The 16,460-nt window shown below is 71.2% G+C and carries 11 protein-coding genes; 5 read left to right on the forward strand and 6 right to left on the reverse strand.

From position 1 onward, the window contains the following. Positions 1–126: 126 nt before the first annotated feature. A complete protein-coding gene (locus tag MJ607_RS15295) occupies positions 127–1,095 on the reverse strand; it encodes a LacI family DNA-binding transcriptional regulator (protein ID WP_243076706.1) in 969 nt (322 codons plus the stop codon). A gap of 189 nt (positions 1,096–1,284) precedes the next feature. Here MJ607_RS15295 and galT point away from each other — a divergent pair, with 189 nt between their 5' ends. The 3 genes from galT to MJ607_RS15310 all read left to right on the forward strand — a co-directional run bounded on the left by galT (position 1,285) and on the right by MJ607_RS15310 (position 4,709). Then, positions 1,285–2,454: a galactose-1-phosphate uridylyltransferase gene (galT, locus tag MJ607_RS15300; protein WP_243076707.1), complete on the forward strand. Its 1,170-nt coding sequence runs from the start codon at positions 1,285–1,287 to the stop codon at positions 2,452–2,454. Continuing rightward, positions 2,451–3,623, forward strand: coding sequence for a galactokinase (gene galK / locus MJ607_RS15305; RefSeq protein ID WP_243076465.1), 1,173 nt, complete (start codon positions 2,451–2,453; stop codon positions 3,621–3,623). The genes galT and galK overlap by 4 nt, the downstream gene beginning before the upstream one ends. A gap of 249 nt (positions 3,624–3,872) precedes the next feature. Then, positions 3,873–4,709, forward strand: coding sequence for an alpha/beta fold hydrolase (locus tag MJ607_RS15310; protein WP_243076466.1), 837 nt, complete (start codon positions 3,873–3,875; stop codon positions 4,707–4,709). Between the two features lie 98 nt (positions 4,710–4,807). Here the strand turns inward: MJ607_RS15310 and MJ607_RS15315 are convergent, their stop codons facing one another. Both MJ607_RS15315 and MJ607_RS15320 read right to left on the reverse strand, forming a co-directional pair. Further along, positions 4,808–7,078, reverse strand: coding sequence for a glycoside hydrolase family 3 C-terminal domain-containing protein (locus tag MJ607_RS15315; protein WP_243076467.1), 2,271 nt, complete (start codon positions 7,076–7,078; stop codon positions 4,808–4,810). A 23-nt stretch (positions 7,079–7,101) separates the two neighbouring features. Next, the gene (locus MJ607_RS15320; protein ID WP_243076468.1) at positions 7,102–8,409 is read right to left on the reverse strand and encodes an MFS transporter; all 1,308 of its coding nucleotides are present in this window, start codon (positions 8,407–8,409) and stop codon (positions 7,102–7,104) included. Between the two features lie 95 nt (positions 8,410–8,504). Here MJ607_RS15320 and MJ607_RS15325 point away from each other — a divergent pair, with 95 nt between their 5' ends. Both MJ607_RS15325 and MJ607_RS15330 read left to right on the forward strand, forming a co-directional pair. Then, the gene (locus MJ607_RS15325; protein ID WP_243076469.1) at positions 8,505–9,128 is read left to right on the forward strand and encodes a TetR/AcrR family transcriptional regulator; all 624 of its coding nucleotides are present in this window, start codon (positions 8,505–8,507) and stop codon (positions 9,126–9,128) included. Continuing rightward, positions 9,125–10,609, forward strand: a complete 1,485-nt coding sequence (locus MJ607_RS15330; RefSeq protein ID WP_243076470.1) for a carboxylesterase/lipase family protein — start codon at positions 9,125–9,127, stop codon at positions 10,607–10,609. Before MJ607_RS15325 ends, MJ607_RS15330 begins: the two co-directional genes overlap by 4 nt. A 106-nt stretch (positions 10,610–10,715) precedes the next feature. Here MJ607_RS15330 and MJ607_RS15335 read toward each other — a convergent pair whose 3' ends face one another. From MJ607_RS15335 to MJ607_RS15345, 3 genes are all read right to left on the reverse strand, one after another. Further along, the gene (locus tag MJ607_RS15335) at positions 10,716–14,258 is read right to left on the reverse strand and encodes a S8 family serine peptidase (protein WP_243076471.1); all 3,543 of its coding nucleotides are present in this window, start codon (positions 14,256–14,258) and stop codon (positions 10,716–10,718) included. Between the two features lie 168 nt (positions 14,259–14,426). Continuing rightward, positions 14,427–15,401 carry a site-specific DNA-methyltransferase gene (locus MJ607_RS15340; protein ID WP_243076472.1) on the reverse strand — a complete coding sequence of 325 codons (975 nt, stop codon included), beginning with the start codon at positions 15,399–15,401 and terminating at the stop codon, positions 14,427–14,429. Beyond that, complete coding sequence (locus MJ607_RS15345) at positions 15,380–16,429, reverse strand: biotin/lipoate A/B protein ligase family protein (protein WP_243076473.1); 1,050 nt, start codon at positions 16,427–16,429, stop codon at positions 15,380–15,382. The genes MJ607_RS15340 and MJ607_RS15345 overlap by 22 nt, the downstream gene beginning before the upstream one ends. Positions 16,430–16,460 lie beyond the last annotated feature (31 nt).

Raw genomic sequence — 16,460 nt, forward strand, 5'->3', positions numbered from 1 at the left:
TCCTGGCGACTCGCCAGAACTTGCGTCCCGTCCCGCTCGACCGATCCTGGCGACTCGCCAGAACTTGCGTCCCGTCCCGCTCGACCGATCCTGGCGACTCGCCAGAGTCCGCGACCCCGCCCCAGGTCAGGGCGGCGCGGTGCTCGCGCGCACGACGAGGCGCGTCGGGATGACGTCGTACGCGGGCTGACCGCCGTCCTCGATCGCCGAGACGAGCCGCGCGAGGGCCTGCTCGCCGAGGGCGTCGAAGTCCTGCCGCACCGTCGTGAGGGGCGGACGGTAGTCGGCAGCATCCGCGACGTCGTCGAATCCGACGACGCTCACGGCGTCGGGCGCCGGCCGCCCGCTCTCGGCGAACGCCCGCAGCACGCCGAGCGCCATCTGGTCGTTGGCCGCGAACACCGCGGTCACCTCGTCGACGGCTGCGAGGGCGGCGCCCGCGAAGGTTCCGGATGCCGCGGTCCAGTCGCCGCGCGCGGGCGCGGGCACCTCGGCCCCCGCCGCGGCGAGCGCGTCACGCCAGCCGCGCTCGCGCTCCGCGGCCGCGAACGACCCGACGGGCCCCGCGACGTGGTGGACGGTCGCATGCCCGAGGCCCAGCAGGTGCTCGGTCGCCGCCCGCGCCCCGCCCGCGTGATCGGTCACGACGACGCCGAAGCGCTCGTCGCGCGGGGAGTCGACGACGACGAGCGCGAGGTCGGCGGCGGGAGCGGCATCCCGCACGAGGTCCGTCGCCTCGTTGAGCACGATCGCCCCGTCGACGCCCTGGTCGCGCAGGCGCTCGAACGCGGCGCGCACGTGCGAGCCGTCGCCGAGGGTCACGACGACGAGGGCGTAGCCGCGGGCGGCGGCGGCGTCGGCGACGGCCTGGAGCATGCGGGAGTTGCCGACCGTCGCGAGCGTCGAGGCGACGAGGCCGATCGTCTGCGTGCGACCCGTTCGCAGCGCGCGGGCGGCGCGGTGGGGACGGTAGCCGAGGCGGGCCATGGCCGACTCGACCTTGGCGCGCGTCACGGGGTCGACGCGGGGGCTGTCGTTCACGACGCGCGACACCGTCTGCCCCGAGACGCCCGCGAGGGCTGCGACATCCGCCATCGACACGCGTCCTGAGCGGTTCCCCGCCCGAGCGCGACTCGTCGCCGCCTCGCGGACCCGTTCGGCGCGCCGCTCGAGTCGCTCAGGGTCCTCGATGGGGTCGTGTGCCATGTGTCGCCGCCTCCACGCGTTCCGGATAACTGCATGTTGACGATAACACGGTCCCCGACGTACCATGTTGACGTGAACATGCAGATCGGCGAGACCTCGTCCGCCCAGACCCTCGGTGCCGGCGTCGTCAAGCGTCCGACCCGCCTCGCCGACGGTCGCGAACTCATCTACTTCGACGACCCGGGCACGACCCTCGGCGCCGAGCGCAGCGTCGACGCGCGCACGCTCGACCCGCGCCCCGACACCGCGACGATGCGGCTCGACGTCCTGACGGGCGACTGGATCTCGGTCGCGGCCGCGCGCCAGAATCGTGCGTTCCTGCCGCCCGCCGAGCTCGACCCCCTCGCGCCGCAGACGCCGACGAACCCGAGCGAGATCCCCTCGCTCTACGACGTCGCGGTGTTCGAGAACAAGTCGCCCTCGTTCGGACCCGCCCTCGCCGAGGCGCACGGCGACGCTCCCGCCGCCGTCAACCCGCCCCGCGGGCTCGACGACCTCGACGCACTCGGCCTCGGACGCACGCGCACGAGCGTCGGCCGCTGCGAGGTCGTGTGCTTCAGCCCCGAGCACGCCGGATCCTTCGGCACGCTGAGCGAGACGCGCGCCCGCACCGTCATCGAGGCGTGGGCCGATCGCACGGCCGCGCTCTCGGCGCTGCCGGGCGTCGAGCAGGTGTTCCCGTTCGAGAACCGTGGCGAGGCGATCGGCGTGACGCTGCCGCACCCGCATGGCCAGATCTACGCGTACCCCTACGTCACGCCCCGCACGACGCGTCTGCTCGACGCGATCGACCGCACGGCGCCCGACCTGTTCCAGCGCATCCTCGACTTCGAGCGCGGCTCGGAGCGCGTCATCCTGCAGGGCGAGCACTGGACCGCCTTCGTGCCGTTCGCGGCGCGCTGGCCGCTCGAGGTGCACCTGCTGCCGCACCGGCACGTCGCGGACTTCACCGAGACGACGGATGCCGAGCGCGACGAGCTCGCACCCCTCTACCTGCGCCTCCTGCGCGGCGTCGATGCGCTGTACGACTCCCCCACGCCCTACATCGCGGCGTGGCACCAGGCGCCCGTACGCGCCGGCCGCGACAGTGCGCGCCTGCACCTCGAGCTCACGAGCCCGCGCCGCGCGGCCGACAAGCTCAAGTTCCTCGCGGGATCCGAGGCCGCCATGGGCGCCTGGATCGGCGACGTCCCGCCCGAGACCTCGGCCGCGCGCCTGCGCGAAGCCGTCGAAGGAGTATCCCTGTGACCACCGCATCCCCCCAGGCGGCCGCCCGCGCCCTCTTCACCGACCTGACGGGCAGCGAGCCCGACGGCGTCTGGTCGTCGCCCGGCCGCGTGAACCTCATCGGCGAGCACACGGACTACAACGACGGCTTCGTCTTCCCGTTCGCGATCGAGCACCGCACCTTCGTCGCACTCGGCACGCGCGATGACGCCGTCATCCGTGTCGCCTCGACGTTCGACACGCAGGTCGTCGAGGTCGCGATCGCCGACCTCGACTTCCCCGCGCTTCGCGAGACGGTGCCCGAGTGGGCGACGTATCCCCTCGGAGTCGCCTGGGCGATCCTTCAGGGGACGGATGCCGCTCCCGCGGGCGTCGACCTCGCCATCGCGTCCGATGTGCCCGTCGGCGCCGGGCTGTCCTCGTCCGCCGCGATCGAGGGCGCCGTCGCTTCGGCCCTCAACGACACGTGGGGTCTCGGCCTCGACCGCGTGGCGCTCGCCAAGATCGGCCGCAAGGCAGAGAACGAGGCGGTCGGAGCCCCGACCGGGATCATGGACCAGATGACCTCGATGCTCGGCCGTGCCGACGCCGCGATCTTCCTCGACTGCCGCTCCTTCGAGGCCGAGGTCGTCGACCTGGGCTTCTCGGCCGCGGGTCTCGAGCTGCTCGTCATCGACACGCAGGTCAGTCACTCGCACTCGACGGGCGGCTACCGCGAGCGCCGCGACTCGTGCGAGCTCGGCGCCGCGACGATGGGCGTGCCGGCACTGCGCGACCTCGGCGTCGACGACCTCCCGCGCGCCCAGGAGCTCCTCGACGACGTCACCTTCCGCCGCGTGCGCCACATCGTGACCGAGAACCAGCGGGTGCTCGACACCGTCGCGACGCTGCGCGCCGAGGGACCGACCGCGATCGGCGACCTCCTCGTCGCCTCGCACGCGTCGATGCGCGACGACTTCGAGATCTCGGTCGCCGAGCTCGACACGGCAGTCGAGGCCTCGCTCGCCGCGGGGGCCGTCGGCGCGCGCATGACGGGCGGCGGCTTCGGCGGCGCCGCGATCGCACTCGTCGCGCACGAGAAGGTCGACGCGGTTCGGGATGCCGTCACGGCAGCCTTCGCCGAGGCGGGCTTCGGCGCTCCGAACATCTTCACGGTCACGCCCTCCGAGGGCGCCCGCCGCGACGCCTGACGGTTCCGCGGTCGCTGAGCCTGCCGAAGCGTCGTTCCTCGGGACGCCCCCTCGGCAGGCTCGGAGAACGTGGTCCCACGACCCCTCGGCCGGCTCGCGGATCGTGATCGCGCGACCTCGCGTGCGCCAGGCCAACGCCTGATGACCCACTTCGCAACACTCGGCGCAACCCCTGGCGCGTCGCGTGAGAGCGCTCCTAGTGTCGACACGTCGAGGCCATCCCCCAGGCTCGGCAGAAACAGGTGGAACGTGTCGCACATCACCGTCGGAACCGAGAACTCGGTCGACATCAACCTCTTCTACACCGACCAGGGCTCGGGTCAGCCGGTCGTCCTGATCCACGGCTTCCCGCTGAACGGCGAGTCGTGGAACAAGCAGGCCGCCGCGCTCCTGAAGGCCGGCTACCGCGTCATCGCGTATGACCGCCGCGGCTTCGGCGCCTCGACGAAGGTCGGCTCGGGCTTCGACTACGACACGTTCGCCGCCGACCTCGACAAGCTCCTGACCCAGCTCGACCTGAACGACGTCATCCTCGTCGGCTTCTCGATGGGTACCGGCGAGGTCGCACGCTACATCTCGAACTACGGCAGCGCGCGCGTCGCGAAGGCCGCCTTCCTCGCGTCGCTCGAGCCCTACCTGCTCAAGACGGACGAGAACCCCGAGGGAGCGGCGCCCCAGGAATTCTTCGACGGGATCGCGGCATCCGTCGCGGAAGACCGCTGGGCGTTCGTCGAAGGCTTCTTCAAGGACTTCTACAACCTCGACGACACGCTCGGCTCGCGCATCTCGCAGGCGGCGGTCGACGCGAGCGTGCAGGTCGCGAACCACGCGGGCAACTACGCGCTCGGCGCCGCGCCGTTCACGTGGCCGACCGACTTCCGCGCCGACATCCCCACGGTCGACGTTCCTGCGCTCATCCTGCACGGCACGGCGGACAACATCCTCCCGATCGACGCGACAGCACGCCGCTTCAAGGACCTCCTGCCCGACGCGACGTACGTGGAGATCGAGGGTGCGCCGCACGGCCTGCTCGTCACGCACGCCGACGAGGTCACCGAGGCGCTGCTCGCCTTCGTCAAGAGCTGACGCGTTTCGTCTCGCTTCGCTCGCTCAACGACCGGTTGATCTCCGGTCGTTGAGCGAGGAGCGAAGCGACGAGACGAAACGCCCGCACCCGGATCAGATCAGGCCTGCGGGGCGTTCGCCATCGCGAGCAGTCCGTCGAGCATCTCGGCGGAGACCTCGCCGCCCGACATCATGCCGATGCGGCCGATGGGGAACGAGTTCATCATCTTCTCCATCGAGACGCCCTCGGGCATGATCGACGTCGCGCCCTCCATCATCTGCGCCATGCCGGTCATCGCGGCCTTGACCATGGGCCCCGCGACGGGGTGCGCGAACACCTCGCCGAGCGACGACTCCCGGGTCAGGGGCAGCGACACGGAGTCGCCTTCGACGGTGACCGACACGGACGAGCGGATGTCGCGGCTCGACGCCGCCACCTCGACGGTGTAGTCGCCGCCCTCGACGACCCAGCGGTCGGCGCGGACGTGCCAGTACGCGAGGTCGGCGCGGCGGACGGTCAGGACGACCTCGCGCGACTCCCCCGCCTCGAGCGCGACAGACGCGAACGTCTTGAGCTCACGCGGCGCGCGCTGCACGGCCGAGCCGGGCAGCGACGTGTAGACCTGCACGACCTCGCGGCCCGCGCGGTCGCCCGTGTTCCTCACCGTCACCGAGACCTCGACGTCGCCGTCCGCGTCGACCACGGCAGCGGCATCCCCGTACGCGAACGTCGTGTACGACAGTCCGTGACCGAACGGGAACGCGACGTCCATGCGGCGCGCGTCGTACCAGCGGTAGCCGACGAACAGGCCCTCGCCGTAGCGGACGTGGCCGTCCTCGCCGGGGAAGTTCAGGAACGCGGGGGTGTCCTCGAGGCGGTGCGGGATCGTCTCGGTGAGCTTGCCGGACGGGTTGACGTCGCCGAAGAGCACGTCGGCCGTCGCCGAGCCGCCGGCCTGGCCGAGCAGCCATGCCTCGACGATCGCGGGGACGCGCTCCGCGAACGGAAGCGCGACGACCGAGCCGTTGGAGAGCACGACGACGGTGCGCGGGTTGGCCGCGACGACGGCCTCGATGAGCGTGAGCTGGTCGGCGGGAAGGTCGATGTCTTCCCGGTCGTAGCCCTCGGACTCGAGGCGCGCGGGCAGACCCGCGAAGACGACGGCGACGTCGGCGACGGATGCCGCGGCCACGGCCTCCTCCTGCAGGCGCGCGGTCTCGGCAGGGTCGACGTCGGCCGACAGTCCGAAGCCCGCGCTGAACGAGGCATCCGGAGCGATCTCGCGGATCGCGGTGAGTGCGTCGTCGAGGCGCGTCGGGTGGATCATCGACGAGCCCGCGCCCTGGTACCGCGGCTTCTCGGCGAACGCGCCGATGACGGCGATCCTCGCGTCGCGCGCGAGCGGCAGCACGGCGCCGTCGTTCTTCAGCAGGACGATCGCGCGACCGGCCGCCTCACGGGCGAGCGCGTGGTGCGCGTCGACGTCGAGCGGGCCCTCGACGCGCGGGGCGGCGGCCCAGCGGGTCGCGAGCGTCGCGATGCGCTCGGCCGAGGCATCCAGCACCGCCTCGTCCAGATCTCCCGACGCGATCGCCGCGACGATCTTCGCGTCGGTCTGCCCGCCGTTGCCCGGCATCTCGAGGTCGAGGCCGGCCTTCAGGCCCTCGACGCGATCGTTGACGGCGCCCCAGTCCGAGACGACGAGGCCCTCGAAGCCCCACTCGTCGCGCAGCACGCGGGTCAGCAGCCACGGGTCCTCCGACGCGAAGACGCCGTTGATGCGGTTGTAGGAGCACATGACGGTGTACGGCTGGGCGTCCTCGACGACGCGCTGGAAGCCGCGCAGGTAGATCTCGCGCAGCGGCCGCGGGTCGACGTCGGAGCTCGACCGCATGCGGTCCTCCTCCTGGTTGTTCGCCGCGAAGTGCTTGAGCGACGCGCCGACGCCCTGCGACTGGATGCCGCGCACGATGCCCGCGCCGAGCACGCCCGAGACGATGGGGTCCTCGCTCAGGTACTCGAAGTTGCGGCCGCAGAGCGGCGAGCGCTTGATGTTGATGCCCGGGCCCAGGAGCACCGCGACATCCTCGATCGAGGACTCGACGCCGAGCGCCTCGCCGACGCGCTGCGCGAGGTCGACGTCCCACGATGCGCCCAGGCCGACCGCGGGCGGGAAGCACGTCGCGGGGACGCTGTCGCCGATGCCGAGGTGGTCGCCGCCCTCGCGCTGCTTGCGCAGTCCGTGCGGACCGTCGGTCAGCATGACGGAGGGGATGCCGGCGACGGCCTTGGTGCGCCAGAAGCTCTCACCGCTCGTGAGTGCGGCCTTCTCGAAGGCGGTGAGGTCGGCGACGGAGGCCGCGGAGCCGGTGAGTGTCGTGTCGGTCATTTCGTTTCCTTTCGAGGGGAGGTTCAGCGGGTCGCTTTGATGGGCCACACGGCGAAGGCGCCGAGGATTCCGAGCACGATCGCGATGGGGAAGAGGGCCTGATAGCCGAAGGCGAGCACGATGGCTCCTGCGACGCCGGGGGCCAGGGTCTGCGGAAGGGTCGCCGCGATGTTGACGATGCCGAGGTCCTTCGCGAACGACTTGGCCGACGGCAGCACCTCGCTCATGAGCGCCGTGTCGACGGCCTGGAACATGCCGAACCCGAAGCCCGCGATGAAGGTCATGATGACCCACGCCGTGAGGTCCTGCCACATCCACGGCAGCAGGAAGCCGAGCGCGACGACGGCCGCCGAGGCGAAGACGAAGGGCTTGCGGCGGCCGACCCGGTCGGAGAGCGGACCCGACACGACAGTCGAGATGATGATGCCGACGAGGCTCAGCAGTCCGAGAATCGGGATGACGGTCTCGGGCGCCTCGACGTGGAAGTAGTCGGTCAGCAGGTACAGCTGGAAGCCCGTCACGGCGAAGTAGCCCGTGTAGAGCAGCAGGCGGCCCGTGAAGGCCCAGAAGAAGTCGGGGTGCGTGACCGGGTTGACCCAGAACGTGCGCAGGAAGTCGCCGAAGCTGAAGGGCTCCTTGGCCATCTCGGCGCTCGAGTGGTCGGGGTTGAACGCGACGAACATGCTCAGCAGGACGAGCGCGATGACGGCGAACACGACGTAGCCGAGCGTGATGCTGTGGAAGAAGAACGACGCGATGATCGAGCCGCCGAGCGCGCCCACCATGAGGCCGACGCCCGAGAGCGCGGCGAACGTCCCGCGGCGCCCCCGCGGCACCCGGTCGGGCATGACGGCCGACAGCGGTCCCTGCGCGACGTTGAAGAAGACCTGCACGAGCGTCCACGCGATGACGATCCCGACGACCGAGGCGGCGAAGGCGAGGCCGACGAGCGCGAGCCCGCCCGCGAGCGCGCCGAGCAGGATCCAGGGTGCGCGGCGGCCGAACCGCGAGCGCGTGCGGTCCGAGATCTGACCCGCGATCGGCTGGGCGAGCATCGCGGCGAAGGCTCCGATCGTCGCGACGATCGTGAAGGTCGCGACCTTGTTCTCGTCGCCGAACTGCAGCGCGATCTGCTGCGGAAGGAGGATGCCCGGCACGGCGCCCCAGATCAGGAAGACTCCGAGGTTCGCGGGGATGATCCACCACATCAGCCGTCGCAGACCCTTGACGGGCGGCGGCGGATCGTCGTTGCCCGAGGCCGTCGCGACGAAGGTGTTCTTGGTCATCGGGGCGACCTGGTCGGCGGGGGCGACGGGCTGTTCTGACGTCATTGTCGGTGTTCCTTCCGGCATCCTCCGTGGATGCGCAGAAAAACCTTATGACATTTGGTTTTGGAATCGCAAGCAGGATTCGGTTTACTCGTCTCATGGCACGAAGAGGCGCCTACGCCAAGGGCGTGGCAAAACGCGAAGAGATCCTCGAGCGCGCCCTCGAGGTGATCGCACGCGAGGGGTACCGCGGAGCATCCGTGAAAGAGCTGGCGGATGCCGTCGGACTGAGTCAGGCGGGACTGCTCCACTACTTCGACAGCAAGGAGGAGCTCTTCACCGAGATCCTCCGCAAGCGCGACGAAGTCGATGCGCGCCAGTTCGGCGATCCCGCGAGCCCCGACACCGTCGTGGACTCCGAGACCCTGCAGGAGGGGTTCGTCGGCATCGTCCGCCACAACGCCGAAGTGCCCGGGCTCGTGCAGCTCTTCTCGCGTATGGCCGTGGACGCGGCCGATCCGCAGCATCCGGCCCACCGGTACTTCCTCGAGCGGGGCGCCAACCTGCGATCGACGTTCATCGCGGCGCTGAGTCAGCGGCAGGCCGAAGGACACCTGAGCGATCGCGTCGACCCCGAGATGCTCGCCCGCATCTTCCAGGCGGTCGCCGACGGGCTGCAGCTGCAGTGGATGCAGGACCCCGAGATCGACATGGCCGCGCACGTGTCGGCTCTCTTCGACGCCCTCGACCCGGACGCGACCCCGAAGGACCCGCAATCGTGAGCGACCCGACCCAGCCCGTCGTCGAGATCGCACCCGGCCGCGTGCGCGGCTTCTGGCGCGGCGAGCCCGGCGCCTTCGGGGCATCGGCCGCGTTCCTCGGCATCCCGTTCGCGCAGGCGCCGACCGGCGACCTGCGGTTCGCCGCGCCCGTGCCGGTCGAACCGTGGGAAGGGGTGCGCGACGCGCTCGAGCACGGCGCGACGGCGCAGCGCGGCGACACCGGGATCACCCTCATCCCCGAGCCGTCGGTTCCCGGCGAGTCGACGCTCAACGTCAACGTCTTCACGCCCCGCCCCGGCGAGCGCGACGCCCTGCTCCCCGTGCTCGTCTACATCCACGGCGGCGGCTACGTCTCGGGGTCGCCCGCGAGCCCCTGGTACGACGGCCGCGCCTTCAACCGCGACGGCATCGTGACGGTCTCGATCTCGTATCGGCTCGGCTTCGACGGGTTCGGCCGCATCGCGGGAGCGCCGAGCAACCGCGGCGTGCGGGACTGGCTCGCGGCGCTCGAGTGGGTGCAGGCGAACATCGTCGCGTTCGGCGGCGATCCCGGCCGCGTCACGATCGCGGGACAGTCCGCGGGCGGCGGGGCCGTGCTGACGCTCCTCGGCCTGCCCGCCGCGCAGCACCTCTTCCACGCCGTGTGGGCGCTCTCGCCCGCCGTCGTCGACGTGCCGGCCGAGCGCGCCCGCACGATCTCGGCCAAGCTCGCGAACCTCGCGGGCGTCGCGCCGACCCGTGAGGGCTTCGCATCGGTCCGCGAGGAGCGTCTGAAGGAGCTTCAGGATGCCGCGGCCCGCCCCGACGCGCAGAACCCCGCCGCTGCGATGCGGGGACTGCTCGACGACGGCCTCGCGTGGGGCCCCACGCTCGACGGCGACATCGTGACCCAGCCGACGCTCGCGTCGATCACGGCGGGCGTCGGCGCCGACAAGCCCCTCGTGATCGGCACGACCGACGACGAGTTCACGATGGTCACCGACGCGGCACCGCGGGCCCTGCGTGTGGTCCCCGCCTCGATCGCACTCGCCCGCGCCGGACTGTCGCGCGATAGGCGCGAGGCGTATCTCGCGGCCAACCGCGCGCAGCGGCGCAAGGGCACGGCAGCCGTCCTGGGGCGGTACGTCACCGACCACGTCTTCCGGTCGGGCGTCGTGCGCGTGGCTGACGCACGCGGCGAGGCCCCGACCTGGGCGTATCGCTTCTCGTGGCCTTCGCCGGTCCGCACGTGGGCGCTGCACTGCCTCGACGTGCCGTTCTGGTTCGACTGCCTCGACGACCCGGCCGTGGCCGCGATCGCGGGCGACGCTCCCCCGCGCCCCCTCGCCGACGCGCTGCACGGTGCCGCCGCGGCGTTCGTCCGCGAGGGCGACCCCGGCTGGAGGCCGTGGTCGGGCGGCGCGACGCGCATCTTCGGGGGCCCGCGCACCGCCCCCGAGATCGACCCGGACGGCTACGCGAGCGTGCGCCCGCTGCTCTGAGGCGCCGACGCCGCGACGCTCTGCCCACGGCGACTGAGCCGGAGACCGACGAGCGAAGAGGGAGCGGATGCTCGGCCGAGGCATCCGCTCCCTCTCTGCTGTGTCCCTACTTGACGGTGATCTTCGCCTGCTCGATCGGCGTCGTGCGCAGCACGTCGGACCGCAGTGTGACGGTCGACGACCACGTGCCCTTCACGAGGCCCTTGAGCGTGTAGTCGAACGAGACCGCGCCGCCCGCGAGCGGCGGAGTGAGCTTCACGGCCACCTCGTCCTCGGCTTCCGGCAGCGCGCCGAGCGAGCCGACGCTCGTGCCGTCGCGGTTCTCGGCTCCGACGAACCAGGCCAGGCCCGTTCCGGGGTCGGCGTCGTCGCGATACGTCATGCTCACGTCATCGACGCCGTTGAGGCCGATCCACACCTGGAAGGTGTTGAGGGCGGGGCCGCCCCAGCTCGGGACGTCCTCCCACTCGACGACCAGCCAGTCGCTCACGCCGTCCGTGAGGGTGTTCGCGAGCACACGGCCACCCGCTCCGCCGCCCACGATGAGGTCGGTCCACAGCGGCGCGACGATGTTGTTCGGCGGGGCCGTGCCCGTCGCGGTGCTGGGGTCGTAGCTGACGTCGGCCGACGTCGCCCCACCCACGACGAGGTAGCCGTTCGAGGTGACTCCGACGCTCGTGAAGACCTCGGACCCGTACGTGAAGTCGCTCACGTTGAGGTTCGCGAAGCCCTCGTCGCCCAGGTCGTCGATCACGAGCGTTCCCCCGAAGAGCGAGAGCGGGATGTACCCGGCGGGCGAGCCTCCGGGCGTGATCGCGACGCTGTCGATCGCAGCGGGCAGGGCGGGTGTGAGCGTTCCGCTCCACGAAGCTCCGAGCGCCTTCTTCGTGGCGGGCGCCGTGACACTCGTCGTCTGCAGCAGCGGGTTGTTGATCACGTCGATCCGCGCCGGCACGGGGACGGGCATGAAGTTCGTCGCCGCGACGGTGCACGTCGTGGTCTTGCCGCGCGCGATCGTCGTCGGATCGCACGACTGCGTCAGCGACACCTGGGCCTCGCCGACGTCGACGGCGACCGGGAGCACGACCGCGCTCAGCCCCGACTTCTTCGGAGTGATCGTTACCTGACCCTCGAGCCAGCCGTCCGGGGCGTTGATGCCGTCGAGGACGATCGTGAGGTCCTTCGACTTGCCGGCCGCGAGCGTGAAGGTCGAGGGGACCACCGTGATCTTGAGTCCCGCCTCGCTCTTCGCCTTCACCGTGAAGGTCTGCGACACGCCGCTGACGTTGGTCACCGTGCGCTTCACGGCGACGGCGCCCGGAAGCGGATCGACGAGGACGCTCGGGATGTTGAGATCGACGCGCGTGAACGGATCGTCCGCGCTGGCGTAGAAGTCCTCCGCCGACTCGCTGATCGTGAGCACCGGCGCGACGGCGCGATCCGCGCGGATCGAGCCTGCGCCGCGGTCGAAGACACCGGATGTCGCGCCGTCGACGTTCACGACGGACTGCAGCGACGACGTCATGAGCGCCGACTTGATCTGCCCGGGCGTCCAGGTCGGGTGCGCCGCCTTCACGAGGGCCGAGACGCCGGCCGCGTGCGGCGACGACATCGAGGTTCCCGCGATCGCCTGGTAGAGCTGTCCCTTCGGGCCGGTCGAGATGTCGGTCGAGGCCGGCGTGTGGCCCGCGAGGACCTGCACGCCCGGCGCCGTGATGTCGGGCTTGAGGAACTCGCTCACGGGACCCCGCGACGAGAATCCGGCCATGACGTCGCCCTGCGCGACGGTGGCCTCGCCCTGCGCCCACGTCGCCGTGGCCTCGGGGTGAGCCGAGAGGAACGCGAGCAGGTCGGTGTTCGGACCCTCGAGGTGGATCGCCGGGAGGTAGTGGTTGTCGGTCTCGACATCCATCGCCGTCGGATTGATGAGGATCATGCCGGCCGCGCCGCCCTGCAGGACGTTGAAGCCCTTCGCGACACGGCCGTTGCCGCCTCGCACACAGACCACGACCTTGCCCGCGACGGACCCTGCGGGCAGGGCCGTCTGGCAGAGCTGGTCACCGAGCGACCCCGCCGTCACGACGGGAAGCCCCGTGACGCCCTGCGTGATCGTGAAGCCCTGCTTGACGTAGGTGGTGCCGTCGGCCGCCGTGAGCACGAGCGCCGAGGTGAAGGCACGGTCGGACGTCGAAGCGCCGACCGTCGTCGTCCACGGGCCGGTGTGGTCGAGCGTCGAGGGGCCGGGGCCCGAGTTGCCCGCCGAGGCGTTGATCGAGACGCCCGCCGCGTAGGCGTCGAGGAAGGCGAGCTCCGTCGCGTCGTAGGGGTCGCCGCTGCCGCTGATGGAGTAGTTGATGACGTCGACGCCGTCGACGACGGCCTGCTCGATGGCTGCGACGAGGTCTCCCTCGTAGCCGCCGGCCGGACCGAGCGCACGATAGGCGATGACCGACGCGCCTGGGGCGACGCCGCTGATGGCGCCGCGATCGACTCCGAAGACCTCGGCCGATGCGACATAGCTGCCCGCGGCGGTCGTCGCGGTGTGCGTGCCGTGTCCCTCGGAGTCGCGCGCCGAGCACACCGCGCCGGCGCAGAAGTCCGCCGCACCGGCGGGCTGCTGTGCGACGGCCTGGTAGGTGTCGAGGAACGCGTAGGCGCCGATCAGCTTGTCGTTGCACGCGAAGGCCGCGCCGACGTCGCCGTCGCCGAACTCGCATGCCCAGGGGCCGCCCGCGGGCTTGGGGATCCCGTTGTCCTGGAGCATGGGATGCTCCGGCCAGATCCCGGTGTCGATGACACCCACGATGACGCCCTGACCGGCCTTGTCGCGGCCGCCGAGCTTCGGCCACACGGCGTCCGCGCCGATGAAGGTCGTCGCGTCGGCATCCGGCGCGGGGGTGGTCGGCGGGAGCACGACGTCGGCGGCGGGCGCCGTCGTCTTCGTCTCGGGCACGGCGGCGTCCGGCGTTGCGCTGGGCGTCGGTGTCGCCTTCGGCGCCTCGGTGGCGCTCGGGGTGGGCGCCGGTGTCGCGGGCGCGGTGGTCTCGCCCGGGGTGGGCGTCGGCGTCGCGGTGTCCTCCGCGATCTGACGCAGCTCGTTGCTCTGCACGGCGGCGACGCTGCCGAGCTTGAGCACGTCCTTGGCGCGGTTGGCGGGGATCGCGATCGCGTAGCCGCCGTAGATCGTGACGTAGGAGTCGATCGTCTTGACGCCCGGGATGAGCGCCGCGACCTCGGCCTGCGAGTCGGCGATCTTCTGCTCCACATAGGCGGTGTACTTCGCGACGGCGGCGCTCCCGTCGGCGATCGAGACGCCCGTCAGCTCGGGGCTCGTCGCGGCGTAACCGTCGATCCCGCCCGCATACGAGGCCACCGGGTCGACGTCGACCTTCACCATGACAGGCGTCACCGCCGCGTCCGAGCGTGCGAGCAGCTCGGCATCGCTGTTCGCGAGCCGGCCCGACGCGGACTTCGCGCCGGTCTCGGTCGCGCCGGCGCGCGTCACCGTCGCCGTGGCGCTCGGGGTCAGGTCTCCCACATCGCGTGCGCTCGCGGGAGCGGCGACCCCCGCGACGAGCACGGCTGAGACGGCGATGCCCGTCAGCCAGATGCGAGAGGTCCGGGGGGAACGGCGACGGACAGGGCTCATGACACTCCTCGTGGGATGGACATGCGGAACGAGCACGGATTCCACCGCACGGCGGTGGAGCCGCGGCTTGGGGCGGCGGCTGATCGTGAGATTAGCGATGCCTGTGCATCCTGCGGAAGATCTTGAAACGAACGCGGCGCCGAGTTAAGGTGTCGCGGCCGATGGGACTCAGTCCCGGGCGTGCCGGACCTCGATGCCGTGCGGAATCCGGGCGCGCATGACCGCGATCGCCTCAGGATTCGCGTCGACGAGCACGGCGTCGCGCCCGAGCGCCGAGGCGACGGCGCCGGTCGTCCCGCTGCCCGCGAAGAAGTCGAGCACGCGGTCCCCCGGGCGCGAGGATGCTTGGACGATCCTGCGCAGGATGCCCTCGGGCTTCTGCGTCGGGTAGCCCGTCTTCTCGCGACCCGTCGTGGGCACGATCGTGTGCCACCACACGTCGGTGGGCAGCTTGCCCCGCTCCGCCTTCTCGGGCGTCACGAGCCCCGGCGCCATGTAGGGCTCGCGGTCGACGGCCTCCGAGTCGAACCAGTACCCGCCCGGATCCTTCACGTACACGAGGATCGTGTCGTGCTTGGTGGGCCACCTCTTGCGCGTCTTGGCGCCGTAGTCGTACGCCCAGATGAGCTCGTTGAGGAACCGTTCCCTGCCGAACAGGGCGTCCATCAGCACCTTCGCGTAGTGCGCCTCTCGGTAGTCGAGGTGCACGTACAGCGTCCCGTCGGGAGCGAGCAGCCGCCACGCCTCGAGGAGTCGCGGCTCGAGGAAGCCCCAGTAATCGTCGAAGCGGTCGTCGTACGCCCGCAGGTCGCCGCGCAGCCGCTCGTACTCGCGCCCGTGGAATCCGCGGCGGATGACAGCCGCCGGATCGAGTGCGCGCGAAGCGCGTGTGTCGAGATCATCCGTCCCTTTCCGAGCAAGAGGATCGACGGATGCCGCGGCCGGGGCGGGCTCGGCGGTGCGGGCCGTCTCGACCGCGCGGGACTGCGCGCGCCCCGTGTTGAACGGAGGATCGAGGTAGATGAGGGTGAACGACTCGGCCTCGAAGCCTCGGATGACCTCGAGGTTGTCGCCCTCGTGGATCTCGACGCGGCCCGGTTCGACGGGGTCGGCCGAGACGTTCACGGGACGCGGTGCAGCCACGCGTCGGTGGCGAACTTGGATTCGACCAGGGCCTCGGCCTCGGCGTACTCCTCGTCCGAGATGTGCCCGGGGACGGCGGCGTAGAGCGTCGCGAAGGTGTCCTTGAGCCGCTCGATGACGGCGGCGCGCGGCAGGCCCGTCTGCCGGCGCAGCGGGTCGACGCGCTTCGCGGCCGACGCGGTGCCCTTGTCGCTGAGCTTCTCCCGCCCGATCCGCAGCACCTCGGTCATGACCTGACCGTCCATGTCGTAGCTCATCGTCGCGTGGTGCAGCACTCCGCCGTTCGCGAGCCGCTTCTGCGCCGCGCCGCCGATCTTCCCCTGCGGCGATGCGATGTCGTTGAGCGGCTGATAGGTCGCTTCGACGCCCAGCGAGCGCAGCGCCTGCAGCACCCAGTCGTCGAGGAACGCGTACGAGTCGGCGAAGGTCATCCCCGAGACGAGGGATGCCGGCACGTACAGCGAGTACGTGACGATCGAGTTCGCCGCCATGAGCATGGCTCCCCCGCCCGAGATGCGCCGGACGACGTCGAAGCCGTGGCGCTCCGCGCCCTCGGGGTCGACCTCGTTGCGGAACGACTGGAACGAGCCGATCACGACGGCCGACTCATTCCACTCCCACAGCCGCAGCGTCGGAGCGCGGCGGCCGTCGCCGACGCGCGTCGTGAGCACTTCGTCGAGGGCGAGGTTCATCCGCGGCGAGACGGGTTTCTCGTGCACGATCTCCCACGAGAAGTCGCGCCACCCCGGCGCCGTCACGAGCGCGCGGCGCACCGCCGTGCCGACCGACTCGGGCGTGAAGCCGAGCAGCTGCGCACCCTCGGGGAGCGCCGCGCGCACGGCTGCGGCGATCGCCGAGACATCCGATTCGACAGGCAGTCCGTTGACCGCGGCGTCGATGTCCAGCAGGGCGTCATCGGGCTCGAGGAAGAAGTCGCCCGCGAGGTGGAAGTCCGCGATGCGGCCGTCCCGCACCTCGAGGTCGACGACGACGAGCTTTCCGCCGGGCACCTTGTATTCGCCGTGCATGTCCTCAGCCTATTCAGGCGCCATCGCCCGC

It is taken from the genome of Microbacterium sp. SS28 (assembly GCF_022761035.1).
Lineage (GTDB): Bacteria > Actinomycetota > Actinomycetes > Actinomycetales > Microbacteriaceae > Microbacterium.